This window comes from Leucobacter iarius (assembly GCF_039530105.1).
GTDB lineage: Bacteria > Actinomycetota > Actinomycetes > Actinomycetales > Microbacteriaceae > Leucobacter > Leucobacter iarius.
This window is the reverse complement of the sequence record NZ_BAAAOB010000003.1, coordinates 1-24,791: the sequence shown is the minus strand read 5'-3', so window position 1 is coordinate 24,791 and position 24,791 is coordinate 1. Positions and strand designations below refer to the sequence as shown.

22 protein-coding genes are annotated in these 24,791 nt (G+C 70.8%); 9 read left to right on the top strand and 13 right to left on the bottom strand.

Annotated elements, in window-relative coordinates; genetic code table 11:
• The first annotated feature begins 24 nt into the window (after nucleotides 1–24).
• From glsA to ABD169_RS11750, 3 genes are read left to right on the top strand one after another with little or no spacing between them, the layout of a single operon-like run.
• The gene (gene glsA, locus ABD169_RS11760; protein ID WP_344032443.1) at nucleotides 25–1,062 is read left to right on the top strand and encodes a glutaminase A; all 1,038 of its coding nucleotides are present in this window, start codon (nucleotides 25–27) and stop codon (nucleotides 1,060–1,062) included.
• A complete protein-coding gene (locus ABD169_RS11755) occupies nucleotides 1,059–2,729 on the top strand; it encodes an MFS transporter (protein ID WP_344032440.1) in 1,671 nt (556 codons plus the stop codon). Before glsA ends, ABD169_RS11755 begins: the two co-directional genes overlap by 4 nt.
• Complete coding sequence (locus ABD169_RS11750) at nucleotides 2,726–3,487, top strand: META domain-containing protein (protein WP_344032438.1); 762 nt, start codon at nucleotides 2,726–2,728, stop codon at nucleotides 3,485–3,487. Before ABD169_RS11755 ends, ABD169_RS11750 begins: the two co-directional genes overlap by 4 nt.
• Before the next feature lie 34 nt (nucleotides 3,488–3,521).
• Here ABD169_RS11750 and ABD169_RS11745 read toward each other — a convergent pair whose 3' ends face one another.
• Complete coding sequence (locus ABD169_RS11745; protein WP_344032436.1) at nucleotides 3,522–4,121, bottom strand: hypothetical protein; 600 nt, start codon at nucleotides 4,119–4,121, stop codon at nucleotides 3,522–3,524.
• 12 nt (nucleotides 4,122–4,133) lie between these two features.
• Nucleotides 4,134–5,369, bottom strand: coding sequence for an NADH:flavin oxidoreductase/NADH oxidase family protein (locus ABD169_RS11740; protein WP_344032434.1), 1,236 nt, complete (start codon nucleotides 5,367–5,369; stop codon nucleotides 4,134–4,136).
• 67 nt (nucleotides 5,370–5,436) lie between these two features.
• On the opposite strand from ABD169_RS11740, the gene ABD169_RS11735 reads away from it, so the two are divergent.
• Both ABD169_RS11735 and ABD169_RS11730 read left to right on the top strand, forming a co-directional pair.
• Nucleotides 5,437–6,027 (top strand): TetR/AcrR family transcriptional regulator, encoded by a 591-nt coding sequence (locus ABD169_RS11735; protein WP_344032432.1) that lies wholly within the window; start codon nucleotides 5,437–5,439, stop codon nucleotides 6,025–6,027.
• Nucleotides 6,024–6,728, top strand: a complete 705-nt coding sequence (locus ABD169_RS11730; RefSeq protein WP_344032430.1) for a type 1 glutamine amidotransferase domain-containing protein — start codon at nucleotides 6,024–6,026, stop codon at nucleotides 6,726–6,728. Before ABD169_RS11735 ends, ABD169_RS11730 begins: the two co-directional genes overlap by 4 nt.
• Here the strand turns inward: ABD169_RS11730 and ABD169_RS11725 are convergent.
• The 5 genes from ABD169_RS11725 to ABD169_RS11705 form a co-directional block, all read right to left on the bottom strand.
• Complete coding sequence (locus tag ABD169_RS11725) at nucleotides 6,722–7,495, bottom strand: iron ABC transporter ATP-binding protein (RefSeq protein ID WP_344032428.1); 774 nt, start codon at nucleotides 7,493–7,495, stop codon at nucleotides 6,722–6,724. The genes ABD169_RS11730 and ABD169_RS11725 overlap by 7 nt on opposite strands.
• On the bottom strand, nucleotides 7,492–8,559 hold the full coding sequence (locus ABD169_RS11720; protein ID WP_344032426.1) for an iron chelate uptake ABC transporter family permease subunit: 1,068 nt from the start codon (nucleotides 8,557–8,559) through the stop codon (nucleotides 7,492–7,494). The genes ABD169_RS11725 and ABD169_RS11720 overlap by 4 nt, the downstream gene beginning before the upstream one ends.
• On the bottom strand, nucleotides 8,552–9,538 hold the full coding sequence (locus ABD169_RS11715) for an ABC transporter permease (protein ID WP_344032424.1): 987 nt from the start codon (nucleotides 9,536–9,538) through the stop codon (nucleotides 8,552–8,554). The genes ABD169_RS11720 and ABD169_RS11715 overlap by 8 nt, the downstream gene beginning before the upstream one ends.
• Nucleotides 9,539–9,596: 58 nt before the next feature.
• On the bottom strand, nucleotides 9,597–10,592 hold the full coding sequence (locus tag ABD169_RS11710; RefSeq protein WP_344032422.1) for a siderophore ABC transporter substrate-binding protein: 996 nt from the start codon (nucleotides 10,590–10,592) through the stop codon (nucleotides 9,597–9,599).
• 241 nt (nucleotides 10,593–10,833) lie between these two features.
• Nucleotides 10,834–11,757, bottom strand: coding sequence for a LysR family transcriptional regulator (locus ABD169_RS11705; protein ID WP_046454739.1), 924 nt, complete (start codon nucleotides 11,755–11,757; stop codon nucleotides 10,834–10,836).
• 130 nt (nucleotides 11,758–11,887) lie between these two features.
• Here ABD169_RS11705 and ABD169_RS11700 point away from each other — a divergent pair, with 130 nt between their 5' ends.
• Nucleotides 11,888–13,072 carry an NAD-dependent formate dehydrogenase gene (locus ABD169_RS11700; RefSeq protein WP_344032419.1) on the top strand — a complete coding sequence of 395 codons (1,185 nt, stop codon included), beginning with the start codon at nucleotides 11,888–11,890 and terminating at the stop codon, nucleotides 13,070–13,072.
• 44 nt (nucleotides 13,073–13,116) lie between these two features.
• The gene (locus tag ABD169_RS11695) at nucleotides 13,117–13,608 is read left to right on the top strand and encodes an HPP family protein (RefSeq protein ID WP_344032417.1); all 492 of its coding nucleotides are present in this window, start codon (nucleotides 13,117–13,119) and stop codon (nucleotides 13,606–13,608) included.
• Between the two features lie 28 nt (nucleotides 13,609–13,636).
• On the opposite strand, the gene ABD169_RS11690 is transcribed toward ABD169_RS11695, so the two are convergent.
• A complete protein-coding gene (locus tag ABD169_RS11690) occupies nucleotides 13,637–14,578 on the bottom strand; it encodes a Dyp-type peroxidase (RefSeq protein WP_344032415.1) in 942 nt (313 codons plus the stop codon).
• A 129-nt stretch (nucleotides 14,579–14,707) separates the two neighbouring features.
• Here ABD169_RS11690 and ABD169_RS11685 point away from each other — a divergent pair, with 129 nt between their 5' ends.
• On the top strand, nucleotides 14,708–15,529 hold the full coding sequence (locus ABD169_RS11685; RefSeq protein ID WP_344032413.1) for an endo alpha-1,4 polygalactosaminidase: 822 nt from the start codon (nucleotides 14,708–14,710) through the stop codon (nucleotides 15,527–15,529).
• Nucleotides 15,530–15,555: 26 nt separating this feature from the next.
• Here ABD169_RS11685 and ABD169_RS11680 read toward each other — a convergent pair whose 3' ends face one another.
• Nucleotides 15,556–16,380 (bottom strand): ABC transporter ATP-binding protein, encoded by an 825-nt coding sequence (locus tag ABD169_RS11680; RefSeq protein ID WP_344032410.1) that lies wholly within the window; start codon nucleotides 16,378–16,380, stop codon nucleotides 15,556–15,558.
• Nucleotides 16,381–16,567: 187 nt separating this feature from the next.
• Between ABD169_RS11680 and ABD169_RS11675 the strand changes: the two genes are divergently transcribed.
• Nucleotides 16,568–18,238, top strand: coding sequence for an ABC-F family ATP-binding cassette domain-containing protein (locus tag ABD169_RS11675; RefSeq protein WP_344032408.1), 1,671 nt, complete (start codon nucleotides 16,568–16,570; stop codon nucleotides 18,236–18,238).
• Here ABD169_RS11675 and ABD169_RS11670 read toward each other — a convergent pair.
• From ABD169_RS11670 to ABD169_RS11655, 4 genes are all read right to left on the bottom strand, one after another.
• A complete protein-coding gene (locus ABD169_RS11670) occupies nucleotides 18,235–20,241 on the bottom strand; it encodes a S9 family peptidase (protein WP_344032406.1) in 2,007 nt (668 codons plus the stop codon). The genes ABD169_RS11675 and ABD169_RS11670 overlap by 4 nt on opposite strands.
• A gap of 147 nt (nucleotides 20,242–20,388) precedes the next feature.
• Nucleotides 20,389–22,017: a PucR family transcriptional regulator gene (locus ABD169_RS11665; protein WP_344032404.1), complete on the bottom strand. Its 1,629-nt coding sequence runs from the start codon at nucleotides 22,015–22,017 to the stop codon at nucleotides 20,389–20,391.
• A 58-nt stretch (nucleotides 22,018–22,075) separates the two neighbouring features.
• Complete coding sequence (locus ABD169_RS11660) at nucleotides 22,076–23,623, bottom strand: N-acyl-D-amino-acid deacylase family protein (protein WP_344032402.1); 1,548 nt, start codon at nucleotides 23,621–23,623, stop codon at nucleotides 22,076–22,078.
• A partial coding sequence (locus ABD169_RS11655; protein WP_344032399.1) for an ERAP1-like C-terminal domain-containing protein occupies nucleotides 23,616–24,791 on the bottom strand: 1,176 nt, incomplete at its 5' end. The genes ABD169_RS11655 and ABD169_RS11660, both read right to left, overlap by 8 nt.

The window sequence follows — 24,791 nt, the reverse complement described above, 5'->3', positions numbered from 1 at the left end:
CCCGGGAAGCGGGATGATGAGGGCATGCTCGAAGCAGACGTGAAGGACATCGCGCAGCGCAGCTCGACGGGAGCGCTGCCGCAGCACGATCGCGTCGGCGATCTCGTCGCCCACGCGCACGAGCGCTACGCGAGCGTCGACGACGGTACGGTGGCCGACTACATCCCGGTGCTGGCGGAGGCCGATCCCGCCTGGTTCGGGCTCTCGCTCGCGAGCATCGACGGCCGATGCCACTCGGCCGGCGACACGGGGATCGGATTCTCGATCCAATCGATCTCGAAGGCGTTCGTTTTCGCCCTCGTCTGCGACGCCATCGGGCACGACGAGATCCGCAGGGTCGTCGGCGTCGACAACACCGGCATGGCCTTCAACTCGGTCGTCGCGATCGAGCTCAACGGCGGCAGCCCGATGAACTCGATGGTCAACGCGGGCGCGATCGCGACCACCGCGCTCATGCCCGCCACGAACGCGGACGAACGCTGGGCGCTGATCCGCGACGGCCTGAGCCGCTTCGCCGGCCGCCCGCTCATGCTCGACGGCGAGGTGTATCGCTCGGAGTCCTTCACGAACCACCGGAACCAGGCGCTCGCCCGCCTGCTGCAGAGCTACGACCGGCTCGCCATCGGCCCGCGGGAGGCCGTCGACATCTACACGCGGCAGTGCTCGCTCTCGGTGACCGCGGACGACCTCGCCGTGATGGGAGCCACCCTGGCCGACGGCGGCGTCAATCCGATCACGGGCGAACAGGTCGTCTCGGCCGAGACGAGCCGCGACACGCTCGCACTCCTCGCCGCCTGCGGCATGTACGAGCGCTCCGGCGAGTGGCTCTTCGAGATCGGCATCCCCGCGAAGTCGGGGGTCGCGGGCGGCATCGTCGCCATCGCGCCCGGCAAGGGAGCGGTCGGTGCGTTCTCGCCCCGGCTGGACAGCGCGGGCAACAGCGTCCGCGGGCAGCGGGCGTGCGCCTACCTGTCTCGCGCGCTCGGCCTCAACCTCTTCGCGTCGGCCCCGCACGGTGCCGACTCCGGCATCGACACCACCACCGAAGGAGCGCTCCGATGACCGCACGCACGGATTCCGGGCGGAGCGACGGCTCCGCGCAGGCGCCCCCGGCCGGCGCCGAGGAGCGTCGCTCCTGGGCGCCGATGATCGGCCTGTTCCTCGCCCAGGTACTCATGTCGTTCAACGTGGCGGCCCTGCCGATCTCGCTGGGCGGCATGGTCGAGGACTTCGGGGTTCCGCCGACGACGGCGAGCACGACCATCGTGGTCTACGGCCTCGCGGTGGCCGCGCTCGTCATGACCGGCGCCAAGCTCGGCCAGCGCATCGGCTGGGTGCTGATCTTCAGGATCGTGGTCGCGGTGTTCGCCGTGTCCTCGCTGATGATGATCCTCTCCCGCAGCATCGGCTGGGCCATCGGCGGGCAGGTCCTGGCCGGCGCCTCGGCCGCCATCATCGTGCCGGCGCTCGTCGCGCTCATCGCCGAGAACTACCGCGGCGCGCAGCAGGCCACCGCCGTGGGCTCCCTCGGCTCGGCACGCGCGTTCTCGGGCATCAGCGCGTTCCTCATCGGCGGCACGCTCGGCACGCTGGTCGGCTGGCGCCCCATCTTCTTCATCACCCTGGGACTCGCCGCCATCGTCTTCGCGCTGAGCTTCCGACTCCGCAGCGACCGGGGCAACCCGAGCATCCGCATCGATCTCGTCGCCTCCGCCCTCATCGGAGCCGCGATCGTGCTGCTGACCCTCGGCTTCAACAATCTGAACGCCTGGGGAATCCTGCTGGCCGAACCCGGAGCGCCGTTCTCGGTGCTCGGGCTCTCCCCCGCCCCGGTGTTCGTGGTGCTCGGCGTCGTCTTCGGCCAGGCCTTCTTCATGTGGACCCGCCGCCGCATGCGCCTCGGCAAGGTCCCGCTCGTCGACCTCGGCGTGCTCGCGCAGCCGACCGAGCGCGCCGCGATCTACGCGATGTTCATCATCGTCTCGATGGAGGCCGCCGTGAACTTCACCGTGCCGACCTACATCCAGGTCGTGCAGGGCCGCACCCCCTTCGACACGTCCCTCGCGATGATGCCGTTCAACCTCACGGTGTTCGTCACCGCGACGCTCATCGTCCGGTTCTACAACCGGTACAGCCCGCGCACGATCGCGCTCTTCTCCTTCGCCCTCACCACGGCCGCGCTCGTCTGGCTCGCGTTCGTCGTGACCAACAACTGGGAGACGCTGCCCACGATCCTCGGCCTCGTGGTATTCGGCATCGGCCAGGGCGCGCTCGTCACCCTCGTGTTCAACGTGCTCGTCACCGCTGCTCCGAAGGAGCTCGCGGGCGACGTCGGCTCGATCCGCGGCACCACGCAGAACCTCGCGAGCGCCGTCGGCACCGCGGTCATGGGCGCACTGCTCGTCACCGTGCTGAGCCTCGGCTTCACCCAGGCCGTCACCGAGCACGACGATCTGCCGAAGGCCCTCGCCGAGGAGGTGCAGCTCGACCAGGTGAACTTCATCAGCAACGACGAGCTGCGCACCAAGTTCGAGGAGACGAGCGCGACCCCCGCGCAGATCGACGCCGCGGTCGCGATCAACGAGGAGCAGCGCCTGCGCACGCTCAAGATCGGCTTCCTCGTGCTGGCCGGGCTCAGCGCGATCGCCGCGCTCCCGGCATCCCGCCTGCCCCGGTATCGTCCTGAAGAGATCCCCGCACCCGCGAACGTCGAAGGAGCCGCATCATGACCCGACCCAGCCCCGTCCCGCACTCGACCGGCCGGCGCATCGGCCTCGCCGCTGCGGTCGCCGCCGTGGCGAGCGCAGCGCTGCTCCTCGCCGGCTGCGCCGGCTCGTCCGGCACGGATCAGACGCCGAAGCCGACCACCACGTCGAAGTCCGCGGACGTGACCGGATCCTGGGGCGACGCCGCGAAGGAGTCCGCCCCCGCCATCGAGCTCGCCGGTGACGGCACGCTGACCGGCACCGACGGCTGCAACCGGCTCACCGGCAGCTGGAAGCTGGAGGGCGACACCATCGCGTTCGGCGAACTCGCCTCGACGAAGATGGCCTGCATCGGGGTCGACACCTGGCTCTCCGGCGCGCGAACCGCGACCGTCTCCGGCTCCACCATGACCGTGCTCGGCGAGGGCGGAGCGGAGCTCGGCACGCTCGACCGGGCGGATACGAGCACGAACACGAAGGATCCCGTCTCCGAGGCCTTCCTCGGCTCTTGGGGATCGACCGATCAGGGGAAGCCGAACCTGTCGATCTCGGGCGACGGCCGTTTCACCGGCAACGACGGCTGCAACGGACTCAGCGGCAGTTGGAAGGCGGAGAACGCCGACGCGATCACGTTCTCGGAAGCCGTGAGCACGCTCATGGCATGCCCCGGGATCGACGCGAAGCTCGGACAGCTCGCCTCCGCGAAGGTCTCGGGCGACACCCTGACGGTGCTCGATGCGAAGGGCGCGGAGCTCGCGAAGCTCGAGCGGAGCCGCAGCTAGACCGGCGTGCGGGTGAGTCGCGGCGGGCCGGGCGTCAGCGCCCGGCCCGCCGCGTCACCGCGCCGATCGCCGACAGCACGATCAGGAACGCCGCGAGCAGCGGGCAGACCACCGCGCAGAAGACGAGGATCGTGCCCACCGCGAAGTCGTTCCCGCCGGTGCGGCCGAGACCGATCGATCCGGATCCGAAGCTGTCCCCGGCGATCAGGAAGCCGCCGTCGTACACGCCCATCCGGTCGACGCAGCGCACGTCGACCGCACCCGCGTTCGGAGCGGTGAACGCGCGCACCTGCTCGAACCCGGTGCGCGGCGTCGCCCACCAGAGCGCGTCGTCCCACGAGAGCGCCGGTGCGCGACGCAGGTCGAGCTCGCGCCCGCGCTCATCGGTCGCCGCGCACTCAAGGGTCTCGAGCGCGGCCGCGGCGCTGTCGGTCCAGATCCCGGCGCGCTCCCCCGATTCGAGCGTCACCGCGATGGGCTCGCCCAGCGCCCGCGGGTGCGCGTCGCGGACCGAGCCGCTGATGGGCAGCACCCAGAGCAGCCACACCAGCGTGCCGATGATCGCGGATATCGCCGCGATCGGCAGCATCCTGCGCGGGTTCAGCCGATCGGATCGCGCGGTGGAAGCTCGCATGGGAGCCCCATGCTACCGATTCGCGATCCAGTTCCGGTAATTGCGCAGCGCCCTCCGCTCGCGCAGCTGGTCGAGACCCAGCGTCAGCTTCGGATTCACACCGGGCCGCGTTCGCGCACCCCGCCCGAGCCGGCGGAGCTGGAAGCGCACGCGCGACATACCCGCGGCCGATGCGATGGCCTTGTCGGCGATCCGGACCGGAGCCAGTTCGACGCTCGCGTCGATGCCGGCGCGCCACTCCTCCGGCAAATCCGGGTCGACCGCGAGCGCGCTTCCCATGCCCACGAGCGCAACGCCGCTCGCGAGCACCCGCTCGGCCACGGGCCTCCGGACGATGCCGCCGGTGAGCATGAGCGGGATCGGGCTCGTGCCGACGAGTTCTCCCGCCAGGTCGAGGAAGTACGCCTCGCGTGCCAGCGTGCGCGAATCGGCGGATCGGCCCGACATGGCCGGACTCTCATAGCTGCCGCCCGAGAGCTCGACGAGATCGACGCCGAGCGGCGCGAGCAGGGCGATCACCCGACGAGCGTCTTCGGCGTCGAATCCGCCCCGTTGGAAGTCGGCGGAGTTCAGCTTGACCGCGACCGCGAACTCCGGCCGCACTGCCGCGCGCACCCCGCGCACGACCTCGATCAGTGCGCGAGCCCGGTTCTCGAGCGAGCCGCCCCAGCGGTCCTCCCGCCGGTTCGCGAGCGGCGACAGGAACTGCGAGAGCAGGTAGCCGTGGGCTGCGTGGATCTCGACGCCGTCGAACCCGGCTTCTTCGGCACGGCGCGCGGTCACCACGAAGCGGTCGATGGTCTCGGCGATCTGAGACTCGGTCATCGCGCTCGGCTCCGCGAGCATGCGACTCGCCTTCCCGGCGTCGACCCTGATCGCCGACGGCGCCCAGGCGACGCCCGGCATCGCGGCCTTGACCTGGCGTCCCGGGTGGTTGATCTGCATCCAGACCCGAGCGGCCCCGGCATGCGCCGCCCGCGCCCACTCCCGGAAGGGCTCGAGCGGAGACCGGTCGTCGAGCACCACTCCAGCGGGTCCGGTCATCGCCTCGGCGTGCACCATGACGTTGCCGGTGATGAGCAGCCCGGCTCCCCCGGAGCTCCAGCGCCGGTAGAGCGCGAACAGCCGCTCATCGGGAAGCTGGCCAGGGCCCGCCATGTTCTCCTCCATCGCGGCCTTGGCGATGCGGTTCGGGATCTCAGTACCGCTCGCGAGGACGAGCGGAGCGAACAGGAACGATTCGGGCACGGTGTTGCTCCTTCGAAGCGAAATGTTTACACTGCTTACATCAGGACCCTAATCAAGGAAGTGTTCAGTGTCAACATCAGCGCGTCCCGCGTACCACCACGGCGACCTCCGAACCGCGCTGCTCGATGCGGCGAGCGAAATGCTCGAGGCCGGTGAACCGTTCTCGCTCCGCGCGGTCGCGCGACGGGCCGAGGTCTCGCAGACGGCCCCGTACCGGCACTTCGCCGACCGCGAGGCCCTCGAGTCCGCCCTCGCGGTCCGAGGTTTCCATGAGCTGCGCGAGCGCCTCTCGCTCACCGGAGCACCCGCGGATTCCGAAGATGAGCTGGTCGGCTTCGCCGTCGCCTATGTCCGCTTCGCCCTCGACCGTCCAGCCCTGTTCGCGCTCATGTTCGGTCAGGAATGCGACGACCGGAACGACGAGCGCGTGCTCGCGGCCGGCGAGCTTCGCGCCCTGCTCGCGGACTCGCTCACGGGCCTGTACCCCGAGGCCGATCGCGACGCGCTCGCGACCGCGCTCTGGTCGATGACGCACGGGCTCGCGTTTCTGCACCTCGACGGCAAGCTGGCCGCCGATTCCCCGGAGTCCGTCGCCGAACGTGTACGCGACTCCTTCACCGCGCTCCGCGCGCTCGCCCCTGGAGGCGGAGAACGATGACCGGACGGATCCTGCACGTCGTCACGAACGTCGGGCACTACGACGACCCCGAGCATCCGACCGGGCTCTGGCTCTCGGAACTCACGCACGCCTGGGAGGTGTTCGCGGAGCACGGATTCGAGCAGACGATCGTGAGCCCCGCGGGCGGTCCGGTACCGCTCGAGCCGCGCGCGCTGAAGTTCCCGAACATCGACCGCACTGCGAAGCGGTGGCTCGGCGGCCTGGAGCGCATGGCGCTGCTGGAGCGGACGGCGAGCCCCGACGAGATCGACGCCTCCGAGTTCGACGCCGTGTACTTCACCGGCGGCCACGCCGTGATGTACGACTTCCCGGACAGCGCGGGCCTGCAGCGCATCGCCCGCGAGATCTTCGAGAGCGGCGGAGTCGTGTCCTCCGTCTGCCACGGATACTGCGGGCTGCTGAACACCCGCCTGTCCGACGGTTCCCTGCTCATCTCGGGACGCTGCATGACCGGTTTCTCCTGGCGGGAGGAGAAACTCGCTCGGGTCGATCGGCTCGTGCCCTACGACGCCGAGGCCGAGGCGAAGCGGCGCGGAGCCCGGTACACCAGGGCCGCTCTGCCGTTCGTCCCGTTCACCGTCTCCGACGGCAACCTGGTGACCGGCCAGAACCCGGGCTCGGCGAAGGCCACCGCCAGAGCGGTCGTCGCGCGGCTCGCCCAGATCCGCAGCGCTCAGTAGTAGACGGCGAGCGGCCCCGCCGGGCCCTCGATCACGCGCACCTCGGTGTCAAACACGCGGCTCAGCACCTCGTCGGTCATGATCTCCGCAGGCGTCCCGAACTCGATCACCGTGCCGTTCTTCATCGCGCAGATCCGGTCGGCGTAGTGGCCGGCGAAGTTGATGTCGTGCAGCACGATCACGATCGTCCGCCCCAACACCTCCGCCGCGCGGTGCAGGTGCTTCATCATCTGCACCGAGTGCTTCATGTCGAGGTTGTTGAGCGGCTCGTCGAGCAGCACCACCTCGGTGTCCTGCGCGAGCACCATCGCGACGTACGCGCGCTGCCGCTGCCCTCCCGAGAGCTCGTCGAGGTATCGACCCTCGAGCTCGCCGAGCTCGAGGAAGTCGATCGCCCGGCTCACGATCTCCTCATCGGCGGTCGTGAGCCGGCCCCGCGAGTGCGGGAAGCGTCCGAACCCGACCAGCTGCCGCACCGTCAGCCGGGTCACGAAGTGGTTCTCCTGCCGCAGCACGGAGACGACCTTCGCGAGGTCCTTCGACTTCGTCCGCGCGACGTCGAACCCGGCCACCTCGATCGTCCCGTCGTCCATGCCGAGCAGCCGCCCCATCATGGTGAGCAGGGTCGACTTGCCGGCGCCGTTCGGTCCGACGAGCGCGGTGATCCCTCCACCCGGGATGCTGAGGTCGAGCGGACCGATCGCGACCTCGTCCGAGTACTGCTTGCGGACGCCCCTCACGAGCACGGCCGGGGTCTGCTGGGTCACAGGCGTCCCTTTCTCAGGATGACGATCAGGAAGAGCGTGCCGCCGACGACCTCGATGATGATCGAGACGACGCCCTGCGCGCTGAAGACGTGCTTCATGACGAAGTAGGCGCCGCCGAGCACGACGAAAGCGGTGAGCGCGGCGATCGGGAGCACGACCCGGTGGTCGAAGGTGTCGGCGAGCTGGTAGGCCAGCGCCGCGACGAGGAAGCCGAGGAACACCATCGGCCCGACGAGCGCGGTCGAGGTCGCGATCAGAACCGCGACGAAGAACAGCGTGCGCATCAGCTCCCGCCGGTGCTGCAGACCGAGGCTGTTCGCCGCGTCACGCCCCATCGCCATCACGTTGAGGCGGCGCGACCCGCTCCAGAGCACCGCCGTCGAGATCACGACGAGCGGGATCGCGTAGGGCAGGCTGTCGGCCGAGGCGTTCGAGATGCTCCCGAAGAGCCGCGCGGCGAGCACGTCGAACTCGCTCGGCGTGAGCATGCGCTGCATGAAGGTGGAGACGGCGCCCAGTCCCCCGCCGATCACGATGCCGACGAGCAGCATGATCTGCAGATTGCCCCGCCTGCCGCTGAGCAGCCAGCCGTAGAGCAGCACCGCGAGCCCGACCATGAGCCCGATCTGCAGCAGAAACTGCACGGGACCGGCGAGGAGCGCGATCCCGGCGATACCGAAGAGGTACACCGAGGTGGTGTGCACCGCGGTGTAGAGCGCGTCGAAGCCCATGATCGAGGGGGTGATGATCCGGTTGTTCGCGACGGTCTGGAACGCGACGGTGGCGGTGGCCTGCGCGACGGCGACGACCGCGATCACGAGCACGCTCTGCTGCCGCCTCTCGGCGATGAGCCAGAAGCCCTCGCTGCCCGGCGGCATCGGGTTGCCGTGGGCGAGCAGGCCGAAGACGATGAGGCCCGAGAGCAGCACGAGCGCCGAGATCACCACGACGGTGCGCCGGGAGGATCCGTGCCCGGCGAACGGGCCCGAACTGCGCGGGGCGGTTCCCGGCCGCCGTCGTGCGCCGCCGCGGAGCGGGGTCCTGCGCTGCGCGGAATCAAGCACGGCGCCTCCGTCCGACGAGCAGCAGCACGAAGACGACCGCGCCGACGACCCCGAGGATCAGCGACACCGGGACCTCGAAGGGCATGATGATCGTGCGACCGATGAGGTCGCACGCCGTGACGATCCCGATGCCCGTGAGGCACACCCACGGCAGGTTGCTGCGCAGGTCGTCGCCGCGGATCAGCGACACGAGGTTCGGCACGATGAGCCCGAGGAAGGGCAGGTTGCCCACGACCACGGTCACCACGCCCGTGGCGACCGCGATGAGCACCGTGCCGAGGAGCATCACGCGCTGGTAGTCGACGCCGATGCCGGTCGCGACCTCCTGCCCCAGGCCCGCGACCGTGAAGCGGTCCGCGGCGATGAAGACGGCGACGGCGACGATCGCGACGATCCAGAGCAGTTCGTACTGCCCCCGCAGCACCGTGGTGAAGCTGCCGGCGAACCAGACCCCGAGGTTCTGCAGGGTGTCGGTCTGCAGCGCGATGAAGGTCGTGACGGCGCCGACGACGGCGCCGAGCATGATGCCGACGATCGGCACGATGAGGGAGGATCGCAGCGAGACCCGTCGCAGGAAGAGGAAGAACACCATCGTGCCGACGAAGGCGGCGACGACCGCGACGAGCATGCGCACGGCGATGGGCGCCTGCGGCGCGAGGATCATGGTGAGGAGCAGCCCGAGTCCGGCCCACTCGGTGGTGCCGGTGGTCGTGGGCTCGACGAAGCGGTTCTGGGTGAGCAGCTGCATCACGAGCCCCGACATCGCCATGGCGGCGCCGGCGAGCATGAGCGCCGCGGTGCGCGGGACCCGCGTGATCGCGAACATCTCGGCGCCGTCCGCGCCGCCCGCGATGTCGTACACCCCGGTGAAGAGCGACAGGACGAGCAGTCCCGCGACGACGAGCACGCCGATCGCGAGGGCGGGGTCGATCAGGCGTCCGCGCGAGCGGGCGGATGCCTGGGCGGTGGTGGTGGTCATGGTGCGGATGGAGCGGGCTGCGACTCCGGGAGTCGCGGCCCGCCCGTCCCGTTCTCGATCAGGCCTTCGACTTCTCCAGGGCATCGGCGAAGTCGTTCAGGAACTCGGTGTAGGTCTGGATGCCCTCGTTCAAGTAGGTGTCGGTGGGCATGTAGACGATGTGCTTGTTGGCGACGGCCTTCACGTTCTTGAGCGCGTCGTTCTTCTCGAGGATCTCGGCCGCGGGCTTGTAGTCCGCGCCGCGCTCGGCCTTGTCGAACGAGGCGTCGCGATCCATGACGAGGATCCAGTCGGGGTTCGCCGAGGCGATCGCCTCGACCGAGATCTCATCGCCCTTGTGCCCCTCGGAGGACTTCTCCACCTTGAGCGCCGGGGTCAGGCCGATCAGGTCGTAGACCGGGCCGAGGGTGCGTCCCACGGTGGGCGCGATGTTGCCGATGGCGCCGCCCGAGGTGTTCACCGCGAGCACCGTGTCGGAGCTCTTGTAGGCCTTCTTGGCCCGGTCGACGGCCTTGTCGAAGTCCGCGACGAGCTTCTTCGCCTCCGTCTGCTTGCCGAACACCTCGCCGAGCACGGTGACCTGGCGCTTCAGCTCGCTGTCGAAGGGCTTGCCGTCGCGCGGGTCGAGTTCGAGCACGGTGGCGTCGGGCGCGAGCTTCACGATCTCGTCGTGGAAGCCCTGGTAGCGCTGCCCGTTGATCACCAGATCGGGCTTCGCCGCGACCAGCAGCTCGAGGTTCGGTTCGCGGTGGGTGCCGAGATCGACGAGGCCCTTCTGGGTCTTGTACGACACCGTGTCGGGCATCAGCGAAACCGCCGCGGCCGAGAGCTGGACGCCCCAGTCGCTCAGCGTCTGGAAAGTGCGGTTGTCGGTCGCGACGACCGACTTCGGCGGGGTCTGGACGGTGTGCTTGCCGCTGTTGTCCTCGACCGTCACGCTCTTGGCCGCGGGCTTCTCGGTCTCGGCGGCGGGTTTCGCGCCGGAGCATCCGGTGATCGCGAGAACGGCGGCGACGCCCAGGGTCGAGACGGCGAGCAGACGGGGCACGGACATGGTGAGGCTCCTTGTTCGGGTGCGGTGCGCGGGCGCCGGCCGGCGTGGCCGGCGCGCAGGTCGGCGCCAATATTAGGCGACCCTTACCTACGTCAGATCAACCTAGCACACGTGTTTTCCCCGTCCGGCGCAAGCCGCTTCGGAGCGCAGAGGATACGGAGGATGCGCACAAAAAATCCCTGGAGAGCGCAGCTTTCCAGGGATTTGCAGAAGATTCGGAACGGCGCCGAATCGCCGCGGGTCAGGCGAGGGGTCGCCACTCGCGGGCCGCGCGCAGCAGCTCCCGGGCCGGCCGCGAGGCGGGCTCCTGCCCGGACTTCCAGACGGCGCTCAGTTCGCGGTGGAACGCGACGCTCCCCACCCCGATCCGCACCAGCCGTCCGTCGTCCAGGTAGGACTGCGCCGGCCGGGTGCTGATGACCGCCGGGGCGACGTTCGCCGCGGCCGCTTCGAGCACCGCGGTGTTGCTCGGCAGCTCCAGCGCGGGGGCGGCGAACCGCTCCCGCTCGACGCCGTGCGCGAGCAGGGTCGCGAGCAGCACCGAACGGCACCCCGACCCGGCCTCCCGAGTGACGAGCGGGGTCGACGCCAGGGTCCAGGGGCTCACCCGACGTCCGCGAGCCCACTCGTGCGCGGGCGACACGTAGACGGCCAGTTCGTCGGCGGCGAGGAACGCGTGACGCAGCCCCGGCGGCGGTTCGCTGCCCTCGACGAACCCCAGGTCGGCCTCGCCGTCCGACACCAGCCGCACGACCTCGCGCGTGTTCGTCGCGCGCACCCGCACGGAGCCGACCTCGTTGCCGTTGCGCACGTAGGCCATGATCCACTGCGGAAGGAAGTGCTCCGCGACGGTGAGGCTGGCCGCGACCGCGACCCGTTCCTCCGCGTCGAGCAGGAGCTCCAGCGCTTCGTCCATCGCCGCGGCCGCCGCGATCACCGGCTGCGCGATACCGAGGACGGCCAGCCCGTCCCCCGTGAGACGCGACGACCGCGACGACCGCACCACGAGCTCGCGCCCGACCCGCTGCTCGAGCCGCCGCAGGCGCAGCGACGCGGCCTGTTGGGTGACGCCGAGCTCGGCCGCCGCGAGCGTGATCGACCCGGTGCGCGCGATCGCTTCGAGCAGCTCGAGCGCCCGCAGGTCGGGCAGGCGGGGACTGTACACGCCGCCAGTCTACGCACAACCAGGCGTTGTATTGCGGCAATCCCCGGTTCGTGGTGGCCGGTCTGCGCCAGTCGTAGCTTGGAAATCGAGAGGGCGCATCCCAGGCGCCCCACCTGGAATTGGAGACACCGTGGCAAAAGTTCTCATCGTCCTCTACCCGGACCCGGTCACCGGCTACCCGCCCGAGTACGCCCGCGACACCGTTCCCGAGATCACCGAGTACCCGGGCGGCGCGACCCTGCCCGATCCGCAGGCGATCGACTTCGTGCCCGGTCAGCTGCTCGGCTCGGTCTCGGGCGGCCTCGGCCTGAAGCGCTGGCTCGAGTCCGAGGGCCACACGGTCGTGATCACGAGCGACAAGGAGGGCGCCGATTCGATGTTCGAGCGCGAGCTGCCCGACGCCGACGTCGTGATCTCGCAGCCTTTCTGGCCCGCGTACCTCACCGCCGATCGCATCGAACGGGCCGAGAAGCTCCAGCTCGTCATCACCGCGGGCATCGGCTCCGACCACACCGACCTCAACGCGGCGAACGCGCGCGGCATCACCGTGGCCGAGGTGACCTACAGCAACAGCATCAGCGTCGCCGAGCACACGGTCATGCAGGTGCTCGTGCTCGTGCGCGACTTCGTGACCCAGCACCGCATCTCGGAGGAGGGCGGCTGGAACATCGCCGACGCCGTCTCCCGCTCCTACGACCTCGAGGGCATGCGCGTCGGCGTCTTCGCGGCCGGCCGCATCGGCCGCGCGGTGATCGAGCGGCTGGCGCCGTTCGGCGTGCGCCTGAGCTACACCGACCGGTTCCGGCTCCCCCGCGAGTACGAGGAGCGCTACGGCCTCACGTTCCACGACAGCATCGAGAGTCTCGTGCGCGAGGTCGACGTGCTCACCGTGCACGCTCCGCTGACCGACGAGACGCGGGGGCTGCTGGACGACGAGCTGCTCGCCACCATGCCCCGCGGCGCCTACATCGTGAACCCGGCCCGCGGCGCCATCGCCGACCGCGACGCGATCGTGCGCGCGCTCGAGTCCGGGCGGCTCGCGGGCTACGCGGGCGACGTCTGGGACCCCCAGCCGGCCCCCGCGGGTCACCCGTGGCGCACCATGCCGCACAACGCGATGACGACGCACACCTCGGGCACCTCCCTCTCGGGCCAGGCGCGCTACGCGGCGGGCACGCGGGAGATCCTCGAGCGCTGGTTCGCCGGCGAGGAGATCCGCCCGGAGTACCTGATCGTCGAGGGCGGCGGCTACCGCGGCACGGGCGCGCACTCGTACGCCCAGCAGCCGACGCAGGCCGCCGGCGAGCAGGCCTGACCGTGGCGGAGCGGCGCACCCGGCGGCCATCACTGTGGTCCCGGGTGCGCCCGACCCAACCCGCGATCCCCTGGCACACGATCGTCGGCGCCTCGGTGGCCGGCGCGCTGACCATCGCGGTGCTGGGACTCGGCGGCGATCTGGTGGGCACGCCGATCCTGATCGCGGCCTTCGGTTCGTCGTGCGTGCTCGTCTTCCTGCTGCCCGATGCGCCCCTCTCGAAGCCGATCAACGTGGTCGGCGGTCACCTGCTCTCGGCGCTGTGCGGGCTCGCGGTCCACGCGGTCCTGCCGACCGCATGGTGGAGCCTCGGCCTCGCGGTCGGCATCGCGATGGCCGTCATGGCTGCGGCGCGGGTCGTGCACCCGCCGGCGGGCGGCACGCCGATCGCGATCATGCTCGCGCACGCGGGCTGGGGCTATCTACTCACCCCCGTGCTCGCCGGTGCACTCGTGCTGAGCGCGTGCGCGCTCGCCTACCGGTTCCTGCTGCGACGGCTCGCACGACGGCCCGGAGCTCCGGCTCCGCGCGTCTGACGCCGCGCGGGTCGGGCGCTCGGCGGCCTCACTCGCCGAGCGCGGCCAACATCTCGGGGGTCGGCACGAAGTACGCGCTGCCCGTCTCGGCCGTCGAGAAATCGAGCAGCCGGTCGTGCCTGCCCGCGGGCTCTCCGACGAACATGCGCTCCAGCATGCGCTCGATCACCCAGAGGTGCCGCGAATAGCCGATGAAGTAGGTGCCGTACTCGCCCGCACCCGGACGCGCGAACGGCATGTTGTCCCGCACGATGTCGTGCTCGCCGTGCTCGTCCTCGACCGTCGCGAGCGACTTGTGCGCCTGCTGCTCGCCGTCCGGCGCGTCGTCGAGCTCGATGTTGTCGGACTTGGTCCGCCCGATGATCGCCTCCTGGTCGCCGGTGCTCAGCCCCTGCCAGGCGTCCAGATCGTGCAGGTACTTCTGCACGACGACGTAGCTGCCTCCGGCGAAGCCGGGATCCTCGTCGCCCACGAGCGCCGCGACCGGCAGGTCCGGCCCGATCGGGTTCGCGGTGCCGTCGACGAATCCGAGCAGGTCCCGCGAGTCGAAGTACCGGAACCCCGACGCCTCGTCGACCACGGAGACGGCCGAGCCGAGCCGTCCGAGCAGGAGACGCGCGAACTCGACCGCCAGATCCTCGCGATCCGCCCGGATGTGGAACAGCAGGTCGCCCGGTGTCGCGACCGCCGTGTGCACGGCGCCGGCGATCTCGCGGAACGGACGCAGCTCGGCGGGCCGATCGTCGCCGACCACCGCGGCCCAGACGCGGGCACCGATCCCGACCGTGCACGAGAGCCGCGCCCGCGGGGCCCGGAACCCGACCGTCTTGACGAGGTCCTCGAGCCCGGCGAGCACGGCGCGCACGGTATCCACCGCTGCGCCGCCGTCGCCCACGCGCGCCACGAGGAAGGTCGCGTTCAGCGTCAGCGGCCCCTCGACGTGCTGCGTGCGGTACTCGCTCTGCTCCATGCGCCCACGCTAACAGCGTGCGGCACGGACGGGTGCGGCCGAACCGGATCACGGCGAGCACCGATCGGTCGCCGATCGAACGCTCGTAGGCTTGACCCGAGCACCACACACTCCCGGGAAGGACCGCCCATGTTCAGACGCCGGACGGTCGTCGCGCTGTCCTGCGTCGCCCTCGCGCTCGCTCCCCTGCTCGCCGGCTGCGCGCCCGGCGCGGCCGCGCCGCACCTCCCCGACCCGTCGGCGGGATTCGACTACCAGCTCGGCGGCCCCTACGAGCCGCCGTCCGGGGCGACCACGATCGCCCGCGATCGCACGGCGGATCCCGCCGGCGCGGGCTACGACATCTGCTACGTGAACGGTTTCCAGACCCAGCCCGATGCGTCGCAGCGGTTCGCCGCCGAGCACCCGGAGCTGCTGGTGCAGCACGACGGCGGCCCGCTGGCCGATCCCGGCTGGCCCGACGAGTACCTCTTCGACACGTCGACCGCGGCGAAGCGCAGGGCGCTCGCCGACCTCGTGGGCGCGTGGATCGTCGGCTGCGCCGACGCCGGGTACGACGCCGTCGAGATCGACAACCTCGACTCGTACACGCGCTCGCAGGGCGCGCTCGGGCGCGACGACAATCTCGCCCTCGCCGCGGAGTACGCCCGGATCGCGCACCGCGCGGGACTCGCCATCGGGCAGAAGAACACCGCTGACCAGTCGAAGCGCTTGCGCGGGCTCGGCTACGACTTCGCCGTGACCGAGTCCTGCGCGGAATTCGACGAGTGCGACGCCTACACCGCGGTCTACGACGTCGTGCTCGACATCGAGTACACCGACGAGCTCGGCGAGGAGAACTTCGCCGAGACCTGCGCGAGCCCCGACCGCCCGGCGACCATGATCCTGCGCGACCACAGCCTCACGACGCCGGGCTCGGCCGACTACGCGTACCGCAGCTGCGCCGGCTGATCCGCACGCCCCGTGCGCCGCCGCGATCAGCTCGCGGCGCGTTCCCGCCGTTTGGCGCGCGCTCCCCAGCGCCCGCCCTCGCGCGTCACCTCGATCGGGTGCTCGAACGCCCGAGAGATGACCTCCGTCGTGACGACCTCCGACGCGGCCCCGGCCGAGACGATCGCCCCGTGCGCGATCACGACCGCGTGCGTCGTCGACGCCGGCAACTCTTCGAGATGGTGGGTGACGAGCACCGTCGTGAGCTCGGGATGGTGCTCGGAGAGATCGTCGAGGGTCTCGAGGAACTGCTCGCGCGCGGCGACGTCGAGCCCCGTGGTGGGCTCGTCGAGCAGCAGCAGCCTCGGATCCGACACGAGAGCCCGGGCGATCAGCGCGCGCCCCCGCTCTCCCTGCGACATGGTGGGCCAGACCACCTCTCGCCGGTCCTCGAGCCCGACGAGGTCGAGCATCGCATCGGCCCGGTCGATCTGCGCGGACGTCGGTGCCCATCGCATCACCGTCTCGAGGGTTCCGGTGAGCCCGGTCAGCACGACCTCGCGCGCGGTGATCGCCGAGCGCACGGCGTGCCTCGGATTCACATGGCCGATCTCGCGGCGCAGCGCCTGCAGCTCGACGCGGCCGATGCGCCGACCGAGCACGTCGACGGTGCCGCTCGTCGGGTGCTCGACCGCTCCGCAGAACCCCAGGATCGTGCTCTTGCCCGCCCCGTTGGGTCCGAGCAGCGCCCACCGCTCCCCCGGATCCACCCGCAGGTCGATCCCGTGCAGGATCTCGGTGCCCTCACGACGGAAGGTGACCCGGTGGAGATCGAGAACGGCACCCGGATCCGGATCGCGGCGGTGGGTCATGTCGGTGCTCCTTCCCCGCAGCGGCGCGCGAGGCCTCCACGCTAGCAGGATTCACTCGAAATTCCTCACCTCCTCTGCGGAGTTCACCGCTCGCCCGAGGCGTCTTCGTCTGAAACGCGTCCGCCATCCGTCGAGCTTTGTCCACCCGCACCGCCCACGCGGGCCCGCCCCTTGCTAGCGTGGCAGGATGGCCCATCTCGATCTCTCCGGCATCAGCTACGGACTCCCCGACGGCCGCCCCCTGCTCAACGACGTCTCGCTGCGCGTCGGCGCCGGCCAGCGCGTCGCGCTCATCGGGGCGAACGGCGCGGGCAAGTCGACCCTGCTGCGCATCGCCCTGGGCGAACTCGAACCCGACGAGGGCGCCGTCGCGCGCTCCGGCGGCCTCGGCGTGATGCGCCAGTTCATCACCGGATCCTCCGTGCGCGAACTCCTGCTCGGCGTCTCCTCGCCGCGGGTCCGCGAGGCCGCCGACCGAGTCGACCGGGCCGAGCGGAACATGCTCGAGAAGGGCACCGAGACCTCGCAGATGACCTACGCGAACGCACTCGCCGCCTGGGGTGAGGCCGGCGGCTACGACGCCGAGGTGTTCTGGGACGTCTGCACCACCGCGGCGCTCGGCATCCCCTACGACCGGGCCTCGGCGCGACCGATCGAGACGCTCTCGGGCGGCGAGCAGAAGCGGCTCGTGCTCGAGGCGCTGCTGCGCGGGCCCGACGAGCTGATCGTGCTCGACGAGCCCGACAACTTCCTCGACGTGCCCGGCAAGCGCTGGCTCGAGGATCAACTGCGCGCCTCCGACAAGAGCGTGCTGTTCGTGAGCCACGACCGCGAGCTCCTGGCGCGCTCGGCGACCGCGATCGCGACGCTCGAACTCGGGGCGCTCGGCAGCACCGCCTGGATCCACCCGGGCAGCTTCGCGAGCTACCACGCGGCGCGCGAGGCCCGATTCGCCCGGCTCGACGAACTGCGCAAGCGCTGGGACGAGGATCACGCCAAACTCCGGGCGCTCGTGCTCATGTACAAGGAGAAGGCCGCGTACAACTCCGACATGACCTCGCGCTACCGGGCGGCGCAGACCCGGCTCGCGCGCTTCGAGGCGGCGGGACCCCCGCACGAGCAGCCCCGCGAGCAGCGGCTCGATATGCGGCTCGCGGGCGGCCGCACCGGCAAGCGCGCGGTCGTCTGCGAGCAGCTCGAACTCACGAACCTCATGTTCCCGTTCGACGCGGAGGCCTGGTACGGGGATCGCATCGCGGTGCTCGGTGCCAACGGATCGGGCAAGTCGCACTTCCTCCGGCTGCTCGCCGCGGGCGGCACCGATCCCGATCTCGAGCACGAGCCCGTCGGCGATCTGCCCATCGAACCCGTCGCGCACGAGGGACGCGCTCGGCTCGGCGCCCGCGTGCGCCCGGGCTGGTTCGCGCAGACCCAGCGCCGTCCCGACCTCGCCGGACGCACCCTGCTCGAGATCCTGCACCGCGGCGACGAGCACCGCGCCGGGCGCGACCGCGAGGCGGCCGCTCGGGCGCTCGCCCGGTACGAGCTCGCGCAGGGGGCGGAGCAGGCGTTCGAATCGCTCTCGGGCGGCCAGCAGGCACGATTCCAGATCCTGCTGCTGGAGCTCGGCGGCGCGACGCTGCTCCTGCTCGACGAGCCCACCGACCACCTCGACCTCGAGTCCGCCGAGGCGCTGCAGCAGGCGCTCGGCGCGTTCGACGGCACCGTGATCGCGGTGACGCACGACCGCTGGTTCGCCCGCGACTTCGACCGGTTCTGGGTGTTCCAGGAGGACGGCGAGGTCGTGGAGTCCCCCGTCGCCGTATGGGACGAGGGGCGCGTGAACCGGCCCCGCTAGCCGGCGTCCACCATTTCGACAGGGCCCGCCCAACGTTCCGCCCACTCGACGATCCTGCGTGCGTAGTCGATGCGGTGGCTCGGACGGCCCTCGAAGATGAATGCGTGGCCGGCTCCCGGGTAGACCACCATCTCACTCGGCACGCCCTGCTCCTGGAGCGCCTGGAGCCACTGCTGGGACTGACCGATCGGGCAGGCCGTATCGGCGGCTCCCTGCAGGAGCAGCGTCGGAGTGCGCACTCGCTCGGCTCGGCTCAACGGCGAGAGTTCCCACAGCCGCTTTCGATCTTCGGGACGCCACGGGAAGAGTTCGAGCTCGTATCGGCTGGTCACGAACGCGTTGCTCGCAGTTCCAGCGACGCTGATGAGGTCCGATATCGGCCCTCCTGCGATCGCTGCCGCGAATCTCGGGTCCCGGCCCGGGAGGTTGCAGCTCATGAACCCTCCGTAGCTGTATCCGGATAGCACCAACCGATCGGGGTCCGCGATGCCCTCGGCGACGAGTTCGTCCAGGGGCTCCAGGAAGTCGTTCAGGTCGGCCTCGCCCCATGCTCCGTTGACCGCGGTCCAGCACGCCTCGCCGTAGCCGTCGCTCCCCCGCGGGTTCAGGAGGAGGACCGTCCACCCCCGAGCCGCCAGCTCCTGGTGGTAGAGGTAGCTCGGATGGGCAATCCCGTTCCATGCGTATTGGGGGCCTCCGTGCACGTCGAGGAGAAGCGGCCCCTCCCCTCGAATGGAGGGGTCTCGGATCACCCAGGCATCGATGCGGTGTCCGTCCGAGATCTCGAACACCCGGCGCTGCGGCGAAAGCAGGTCCACGTGGGAGTGCGAAGCACCGTGATTCGTGAGTTCGACGGAGGAATCGGGCGTCCGCATATCGATGTAGGTCACTTCTCCGAATGACTGCGCCGCAGCGACCACCGCCACCACCCCGTGCCCCGCGCAGGAGAACCCCGACACGGTTCGAATTCCCGTCGTGGCGGGCACGACCCGGGCCGGCGAGCCGGACGCGGAAGCGACATACAACTGTGCACGACCGGCGTCGCTCACCGAGAAGAGCACTTCGCCCGAGGAGAGGAGCACGGGTACGCCGCCGGCGTCCTCGTCCCCCGGCTCCGCGTTCCGATCGAGCTCGGGCGCGATGCGCGTCACCTCACCGGTATCGCGGTCCACGACGTAAATGCAGGCGTGGCCTCTCGGCTCGCCCGGGTAGCCGAGCACGACGAGAGCTCCCCCGTCCGGGGAATAGCTCACGGTCACCGCGTGACCGGTCTCGAATGCGAGGACTCGGGCCTGCTCGGAGGCGGTTGCGTCGTCGTCGGCTGAAACCGGAACGCAGTGCACCGCTGAGCGCATGTCCAGCTCCTCTGCACCGGGCGGGGACGCGGTATAGGCGATTTCGGAGGAGTCCGGACTCCACGCAAATGATCCGATGCCGAACTCGGAGCCCGCGATGCGCCAGACTGCCCCGGTCGACATGCTGACGCAGAAGAGCTGTTGCCGGAGCCTCGGCACGTACCCGATCCCGTCGCGCAGGTCTCCGAGCAGCCGAACTTCAATCGGGGCGCTCGCCTGTTCCGGGCCGTGGTCCGTCGGGCAGCGCGTCGGCCTCGCGTCGGGTTCCGCGTCGGCGGCCACAGCGAGACGGGTGCCGTCGGGGCTCCAGGCCAGCGCGCTCGCACCGTGCGGGAAGCTGGTCTCGCGCGCGACCGGTTCGGGTTCTCCGCCGTCGAGGCGGAGCATCCATGGCACCCCGTCGCGGAGGAAGGCGATTCGTGTCCCGTCGGGGGAGAACACGGCGCCGGAGTCATCAGGCCCGTTGGTCAACGGACGCGGGGTGGGATCTCCGTCCAGAGCCACGGTCCAGAGTCTGGTCAGCGAACGATCGGATTCGAGGTCTTCGCGGCGGAGCGTGTAGACGACGCGTCCACCGGCCGGCGAGAGCACCGGTTCCGACGGGACTTCGATGATCGGCAGGTCCGAGATCTGTGCAGGACGGGACATGTGTTCCTCACGAGCGGTTCCGAGCGACACGATCGAAGCGAGGATCTCGCAACATCGCGCTCCTACTTCACCACGCTCCGAAGCCGCCCCTCTGGTGCGTGACCACCTTCTTCGAGCACACGCGTTGGCCGCTGCCCCAAGAGGCGGTCATGCAGGCAGGTCCGAGCCGCCCGAGGCCGGCCGCACGAGCGTCGCGAGCCGGAGCTGCAGCACGAGCGCCAGGCGCAGGTCGGGGTCGTCGAGGTCGAGCAGGCCGCGGATGCGCCCCAGGCGGTGCCGCAGCGTGTTCGGGTGCAGGTAGAGGTCCTCGGCCGCGGCCGGCACGTCGTAGTGGTTCGCGGCCCAGGCCGCCAGCGTACGCAGGTAGTCGGTTCCGTTCGCCGCGTCATACTCGCGGATGATCGAGATCGGCTCCTCGGTGAGGAGGGCCGCGGCCTCGGTTCCCGCTGCGACCGCGTGCAGCAGCAGGAGCGGCGCCATGCGATCGTGATAGGCGACGAACGGCTCCGTCCCCGGCTCCGCCGGGGGCAGCGCGTCCCGGACAGTCTCCGCGTGGATCGTGCTGTCGATGATCCGCTCGAGCCGGTCGACGACGCGCCCCATGGCCGCACGCCACGCCGCACCGTGCCTCTGTCCGGCACGGCCGAGCGATTCGACGAGCACGCGCTCCAGCAGCTCCGCATCGGGGTCCCCCGCGATGATCGCTCCCGGCACGCCCTCGACCACGCCGACCGCTGCGCGGATCCGATAGGCGGCGAGCGCGCTGCGCACGAGATCGGCGACGACCGTCGCGTCGAGCTCGTCCGTCGGTCCGCCGCTCGACCCGAACACGACGACGCGGTAGTGCCCGCGAACGGGGAGCCCGAGCTCCGCCGCGAGCGCTTCGGCGGGTCCCGCTCCGTGGACCAGACGCCGAATGCTGTCGTCCCGCTGGCGCCGGACGGCGTCGGAGGCGAGTTGCAGTCGAGCGAGGTGGGGTACCGCCTGCTCCGCAGCCTCCGCGAGGATCCGGGGTGCCTCCTCGGAGAGCGGTGCGCTCTCGCCCTGCACCACCCAGATGGAGCCGTAGGGCTGCTCGTGGGCTGTGACGCCGATCGCGAGCCTCGGCGCGTTGTCGCGGGGTTCGAGGCACCAGATCGCACCGTCCGCGCGCAGGACGCGCAGGTATTCCTCCGCCTGCACGGCTTCCTCGGGAACCCGCCGTCCCAGGATCCCGGCCAGCCGCAGCTCGTCGATGTCCTGCCCGGCGACCGAGGAGTACGCCACCACCCGCATGTTCATGTCCTCGATCGCGACGGCGCCCCCGGCCGCCCGGGCCACGCGATCCGCGAGTTCGAACAGGTCGACGAACACGGGCTCGGTCGGCTCGTAGACCGTGAAGAGCGTGCGGATCATGGAGTAGAGATCGCCCCAGGAGAGGAGCTCTCCCGCGGCCAGGAGCGCGATCCCGGCTCGCGTGGCCGCCAGCGCGAGCTCATCCGAGTCCACCTCATCGGCGCGCACGACGACCGCGGTCGCGCCCGCTCGAGCGGCGCGTACGATCTCTGAGGGGCTGGGGCGGCCGACGAGCAGCAGCGTCGTGCCCGAGACCCGCCCGGAGAGATTCCCGTCGTCGATCAGCGGCGGGCCCGTGACGGCCGACGGGCCGTTCGGGATCGCGAGCGGCGAGAGCACCGCGGGGCCGAGCGAATCGAGCACCGCGCCGACGCTGACCCGCTGCGGTCCGACACGTGCCCCGGACTCGCCCGTCGCGCGTCCCCAGCCTTCCTCATACACCCGCCCAGTGTAGATATCGACGACTGGGAGTTCCCGCTCCGGGAACCGGACCCGCGGTTCACGCACGGCCGGCTCGCAGCATCGATCCGCGGCGCTCGCCCGTGAACTCGCCGTCGCGGATCACCGGGATCCCGTCGAGCGTCACCCACCGCACCCCGGTCGGGTGCGCATCGGGTCGAACGTAGTCCCCCGCGTATCCGATCGTCCGATGGTCGAACACCGTGATGTCCGCCGCGGCTCCGACCCCCAGCCAGCCCCGAGCGGAGAGCCCGAACTGCTTCGCCGTGACGGAGGTCGCGCGGCGCACGGCCTCGCCCAGCGGAAGCACCCCGCGATCGCGCACGTACTCGCCGAGGAAGCGCGGGAAGGTGCCGTAGGTGCGCGGATGGACGAGCCCGACGGGCGCATCGTTGTCGGATCCGATCGAGACCAGGGGGTCTCGCATGAACGCTTCGATGTCGCGTTCGTCCATGGTGTGCAGCACGGCGCCCGCGTGCGGGTCGGCGGCGACGAGCGCGCAGACCGTGTCCCACGGGTCCGCCGGGCCCGCGATCTCGGCGATCGTCCGCCCGATGTGCTCGGTATCGCGGTGCACGGTGATCGTGACGCCATCCGGCCGGACCTCGCGCCAGAGCCCCGCCGAGAGATAGTCGACCGGGTGCTCCGCCACGGCGCGCAGTCTCCGCCGTTCCTCGGGCGATGCCAGGCGCGACTGCAGTTCGGTCCCGCCGCCTTCGGACACCTCCGTCGGCAGCAGCGCGATGAGTCCCGTGCCGCACGCGGAGAAGGGGTAGAGGTCGCCCTGCACGTCGAGGCCCGCGCGCCGCGCCGCCGCGATCCGCGCGAGCATCGCGTCGGCACTGCCGTGCGTCCGGTGCCCGGAGGCCTTGAGGTGCGAGATCTGCAGGGTCACCCCGGTGCGCCGGGCGACTTCGATCGCCTCGTCCAGGGCTGCGAGCACGCCCTCCCCCTCGCTGCGCATGTGCGTGGCGTAGGTCCCACCCCAGCGTCGAGCGACGTGCCCGAGCGCGACCAGCTCCTCGATACCGGCGTACGCCCCGGGCGAGTACTCCAGTCCGGAGGACAGCCCGACGGCGCCGGCGGCGAAGGCCTCCTCGGCGAGCTCACGCATCCGTTCGAGCCCGTCCGGGGGCAGCTCGCGCTCGAACCCCGCCACCGCCAGCCGCAGCGTGTTGTGGCCGACGAGCGCCGCGAGGTGGTTCGTGGTCCCCGCGGCGTCGACCGCGTCGAGGTAGTCCCGGAAGCGGGTGAACGCGATACCGGCCTCGCGCATGATCTCGTGCTCCGACCCCGTCGAGGTCGGAGCGCACGTGTATCCGCAGTTCCCGACGATCTCGGTCGTCACACCCTGGAGCAGCTTGAAGGGCTGCGGTGCATCGAGGAACGGCACCGAGTCGGAGTGGCTGTGCGGGTCGATGAATCCGGGCGCCACCGCGAGACCCGCGACCGAGATGCGCTCGCGCGCGGCCCCGAGGCCCGATCCGATCGCGACGATCCGGCCCGCGGAGACGGCGACATCGGCCTCGACGCCGTCGCCGCCGAATCCGTCGAAGACGATGCCTCCGGCGATCACGAGATCATGCATGCGAGCTCCTCCGTACGCCCGACTCACCGGGACCGGGCGGTCCGACCTCACGGCGATCCCGCTCCTGCGCCGCGAGCGCGCGTTCGAGGTCGGCGAGCGGTTCGCCGACGAGCCGCCGCAGGGTCGGCGCGGCCTCGGGATGCGCGTCGAGCCAGTTCCGCGTCGCGGCCGAGAGCCCCAGGCTCGCGATCGGGGCCGGATAGAACCCGCCGATCACCTGCTCGGCGATGCTGTAGGAGCGCGATTCCCAGGTGCCCAGCAGCGCGTCGTGGAAGGGCTCCACGAAGGGTTCGAGCAGAGCGGGATCGCGCACCCGGAGGAAGCCCTGGGCGATGGCTTCCACGTCGTGGTTCGACGCCGCGTCCGTGGCGAAGACCGAGTCCCAGGCCTCGGTCTTCGCCACGTGGCCGGGTCGCGCGGCTCGAGCGCGCAGTGCGGCGACCTCACCGCTCGCGGTGCGGTCGATCGCGAGCCTCGCTTCGATCTCCTCGGGACCGGCCTCGCCGGCCACGACCAGTGCCGTGAGCAGCTCCCAGCCCAGCTCGTCGGAGACGATGAGCCCGTCGAGCGCCGCCCCGTCGCGCAGCAGGCCGCGCACCCGATCCACCTGGGTCGGAGTCACCGCGCTCCTGGAGTACGCGGTCGCGAACTGCAGCTGATGGTCGGAACCGGGATCGGCGGTGGCGGCCAGGTGCCAGAGCCCCTCCGCGACGAGCGCGTCGACCCCTCCCCTGCGGGGGACGTCGACGTAGTCGCGCGCCGCCGTCTCGAGCTGGTCGAGGAGGGTCTCCAAGGTCGTGGAGTTCGTCTCGGCGCCCACGTGGGCGAGTACCAGGTCGATGAAGCGGGACGCCGGGAACTCGGCATCCCGGGTCGCGTCCCAGACACTGCCCCAGAGCAGCGCCCGCGCCAACGAATCCTCCACCCCGCCCAGATGCTCCGTGACCGTCGCGAGGGAACGGTCGTCGAGACGGATCTTCGCGTAGCTCAGATCGTCGTCGTTGAGCAGCAGCAGATCCGGCTGGGCCACCCCGACGAGTCCGGGGACCTCGGTCAGCGGGCCATCGATATCGATCTCGATACGCCGCACCCGCCGCACCACCGCCTGCGCACCCTCGCCCACCGTGTCGTACAGGCCGACCGCGATGCGGTGCGGGCGCAGCGTCGG

Coding starts and splice junctions, on each gene's coding strand:
- ABD169_RS11710 (WP_344032422.1), bottom strand. CDS start 10,592: ATGTCCGTGCCCCGTCTGCTCGCCGTCTCGACCCTGGGCGTCGCCGCC.
- ABD169_RS11755 (WP_344032440.1), top strand. CDS start 1,059: ATGACCGCACGCACGGATTCCGGGCGGAGCGACGGCTCCGCGCAGGCG.
- glsA (WP_344032443.1), top strand. CDS start 25: ATGCTCGAAGCAGACGTGAAGGACATCGCGCAGCGCAGCTCGACGGGA.
- ABD169_RS11745 (WP_344032436.1), bottom strand. CDS start 4,121: ATGCGAGCTTCCACCGCGCGATCCGATCGGCTGAACCCGCGCAGGATG.
- ABD169_RS11730 (WP_344032430.1), top strand. CDS start 6,024: ATGACCGGACGGATCCTGCACGTCGTCACGAACGTCGGGCACTACGAC.
- ABD169_RS11660 (WP_344032402.1), bottom strand. CDS start 23,623: ATGCATGATCTCGTGATCGCCGGAGGCATCGTCTTCGACGGATTCGGC.
- ABD169_RS11690 (WP_344032415.1), bottom strand. CDS start 14,578: ATGGAGCAGAGCGAGTACCGCACGCAGCACGTCGAGGGGCCGCTGACG.
- ABD169_RS11680 (WP_344032410.1), bottom strand. CDS start 16,380: ATGACCCACCGCCGCGATCCGGATCCGGGTGCCGTTCTCGATCTCCAC.
- ABD169_RS11670 (WP_344032406.1), bottom strand. CDS start 20,241: ATGTCCCGTCCTGCACAGATCTCGGACCTGCCGATCATCGAAGTCCCG.
- ABD169_RS11675 (WP_344032408.1), top strand. CDS start 16,568: ATGGCCCATCTCGATCTCTCCGGCATCAGCTACGGACTCCCCGACGGC.
- ABD169_RS11715 (WP_344032424.1), bottom strand. CDS start 9,538: ATGACCACCACCACCGCCCAGGCATCCGCCCGCTCGCGCGGACGCCTG.
- ABD169_RS11685 (WP_344032413.1), top strand. CDS start 14,708: ATGTTCAGACGCCGGACGGTCGTCGCGCTGTCCTGCGTCGCCCTCGCG.
- ABD169_RS11750 (WP_344032438.1), top strand. CDS start 2,726: ATGACCCGACCCAGCCCCGTCCCGCACTCGACCGGCCGGCGCATCGGC.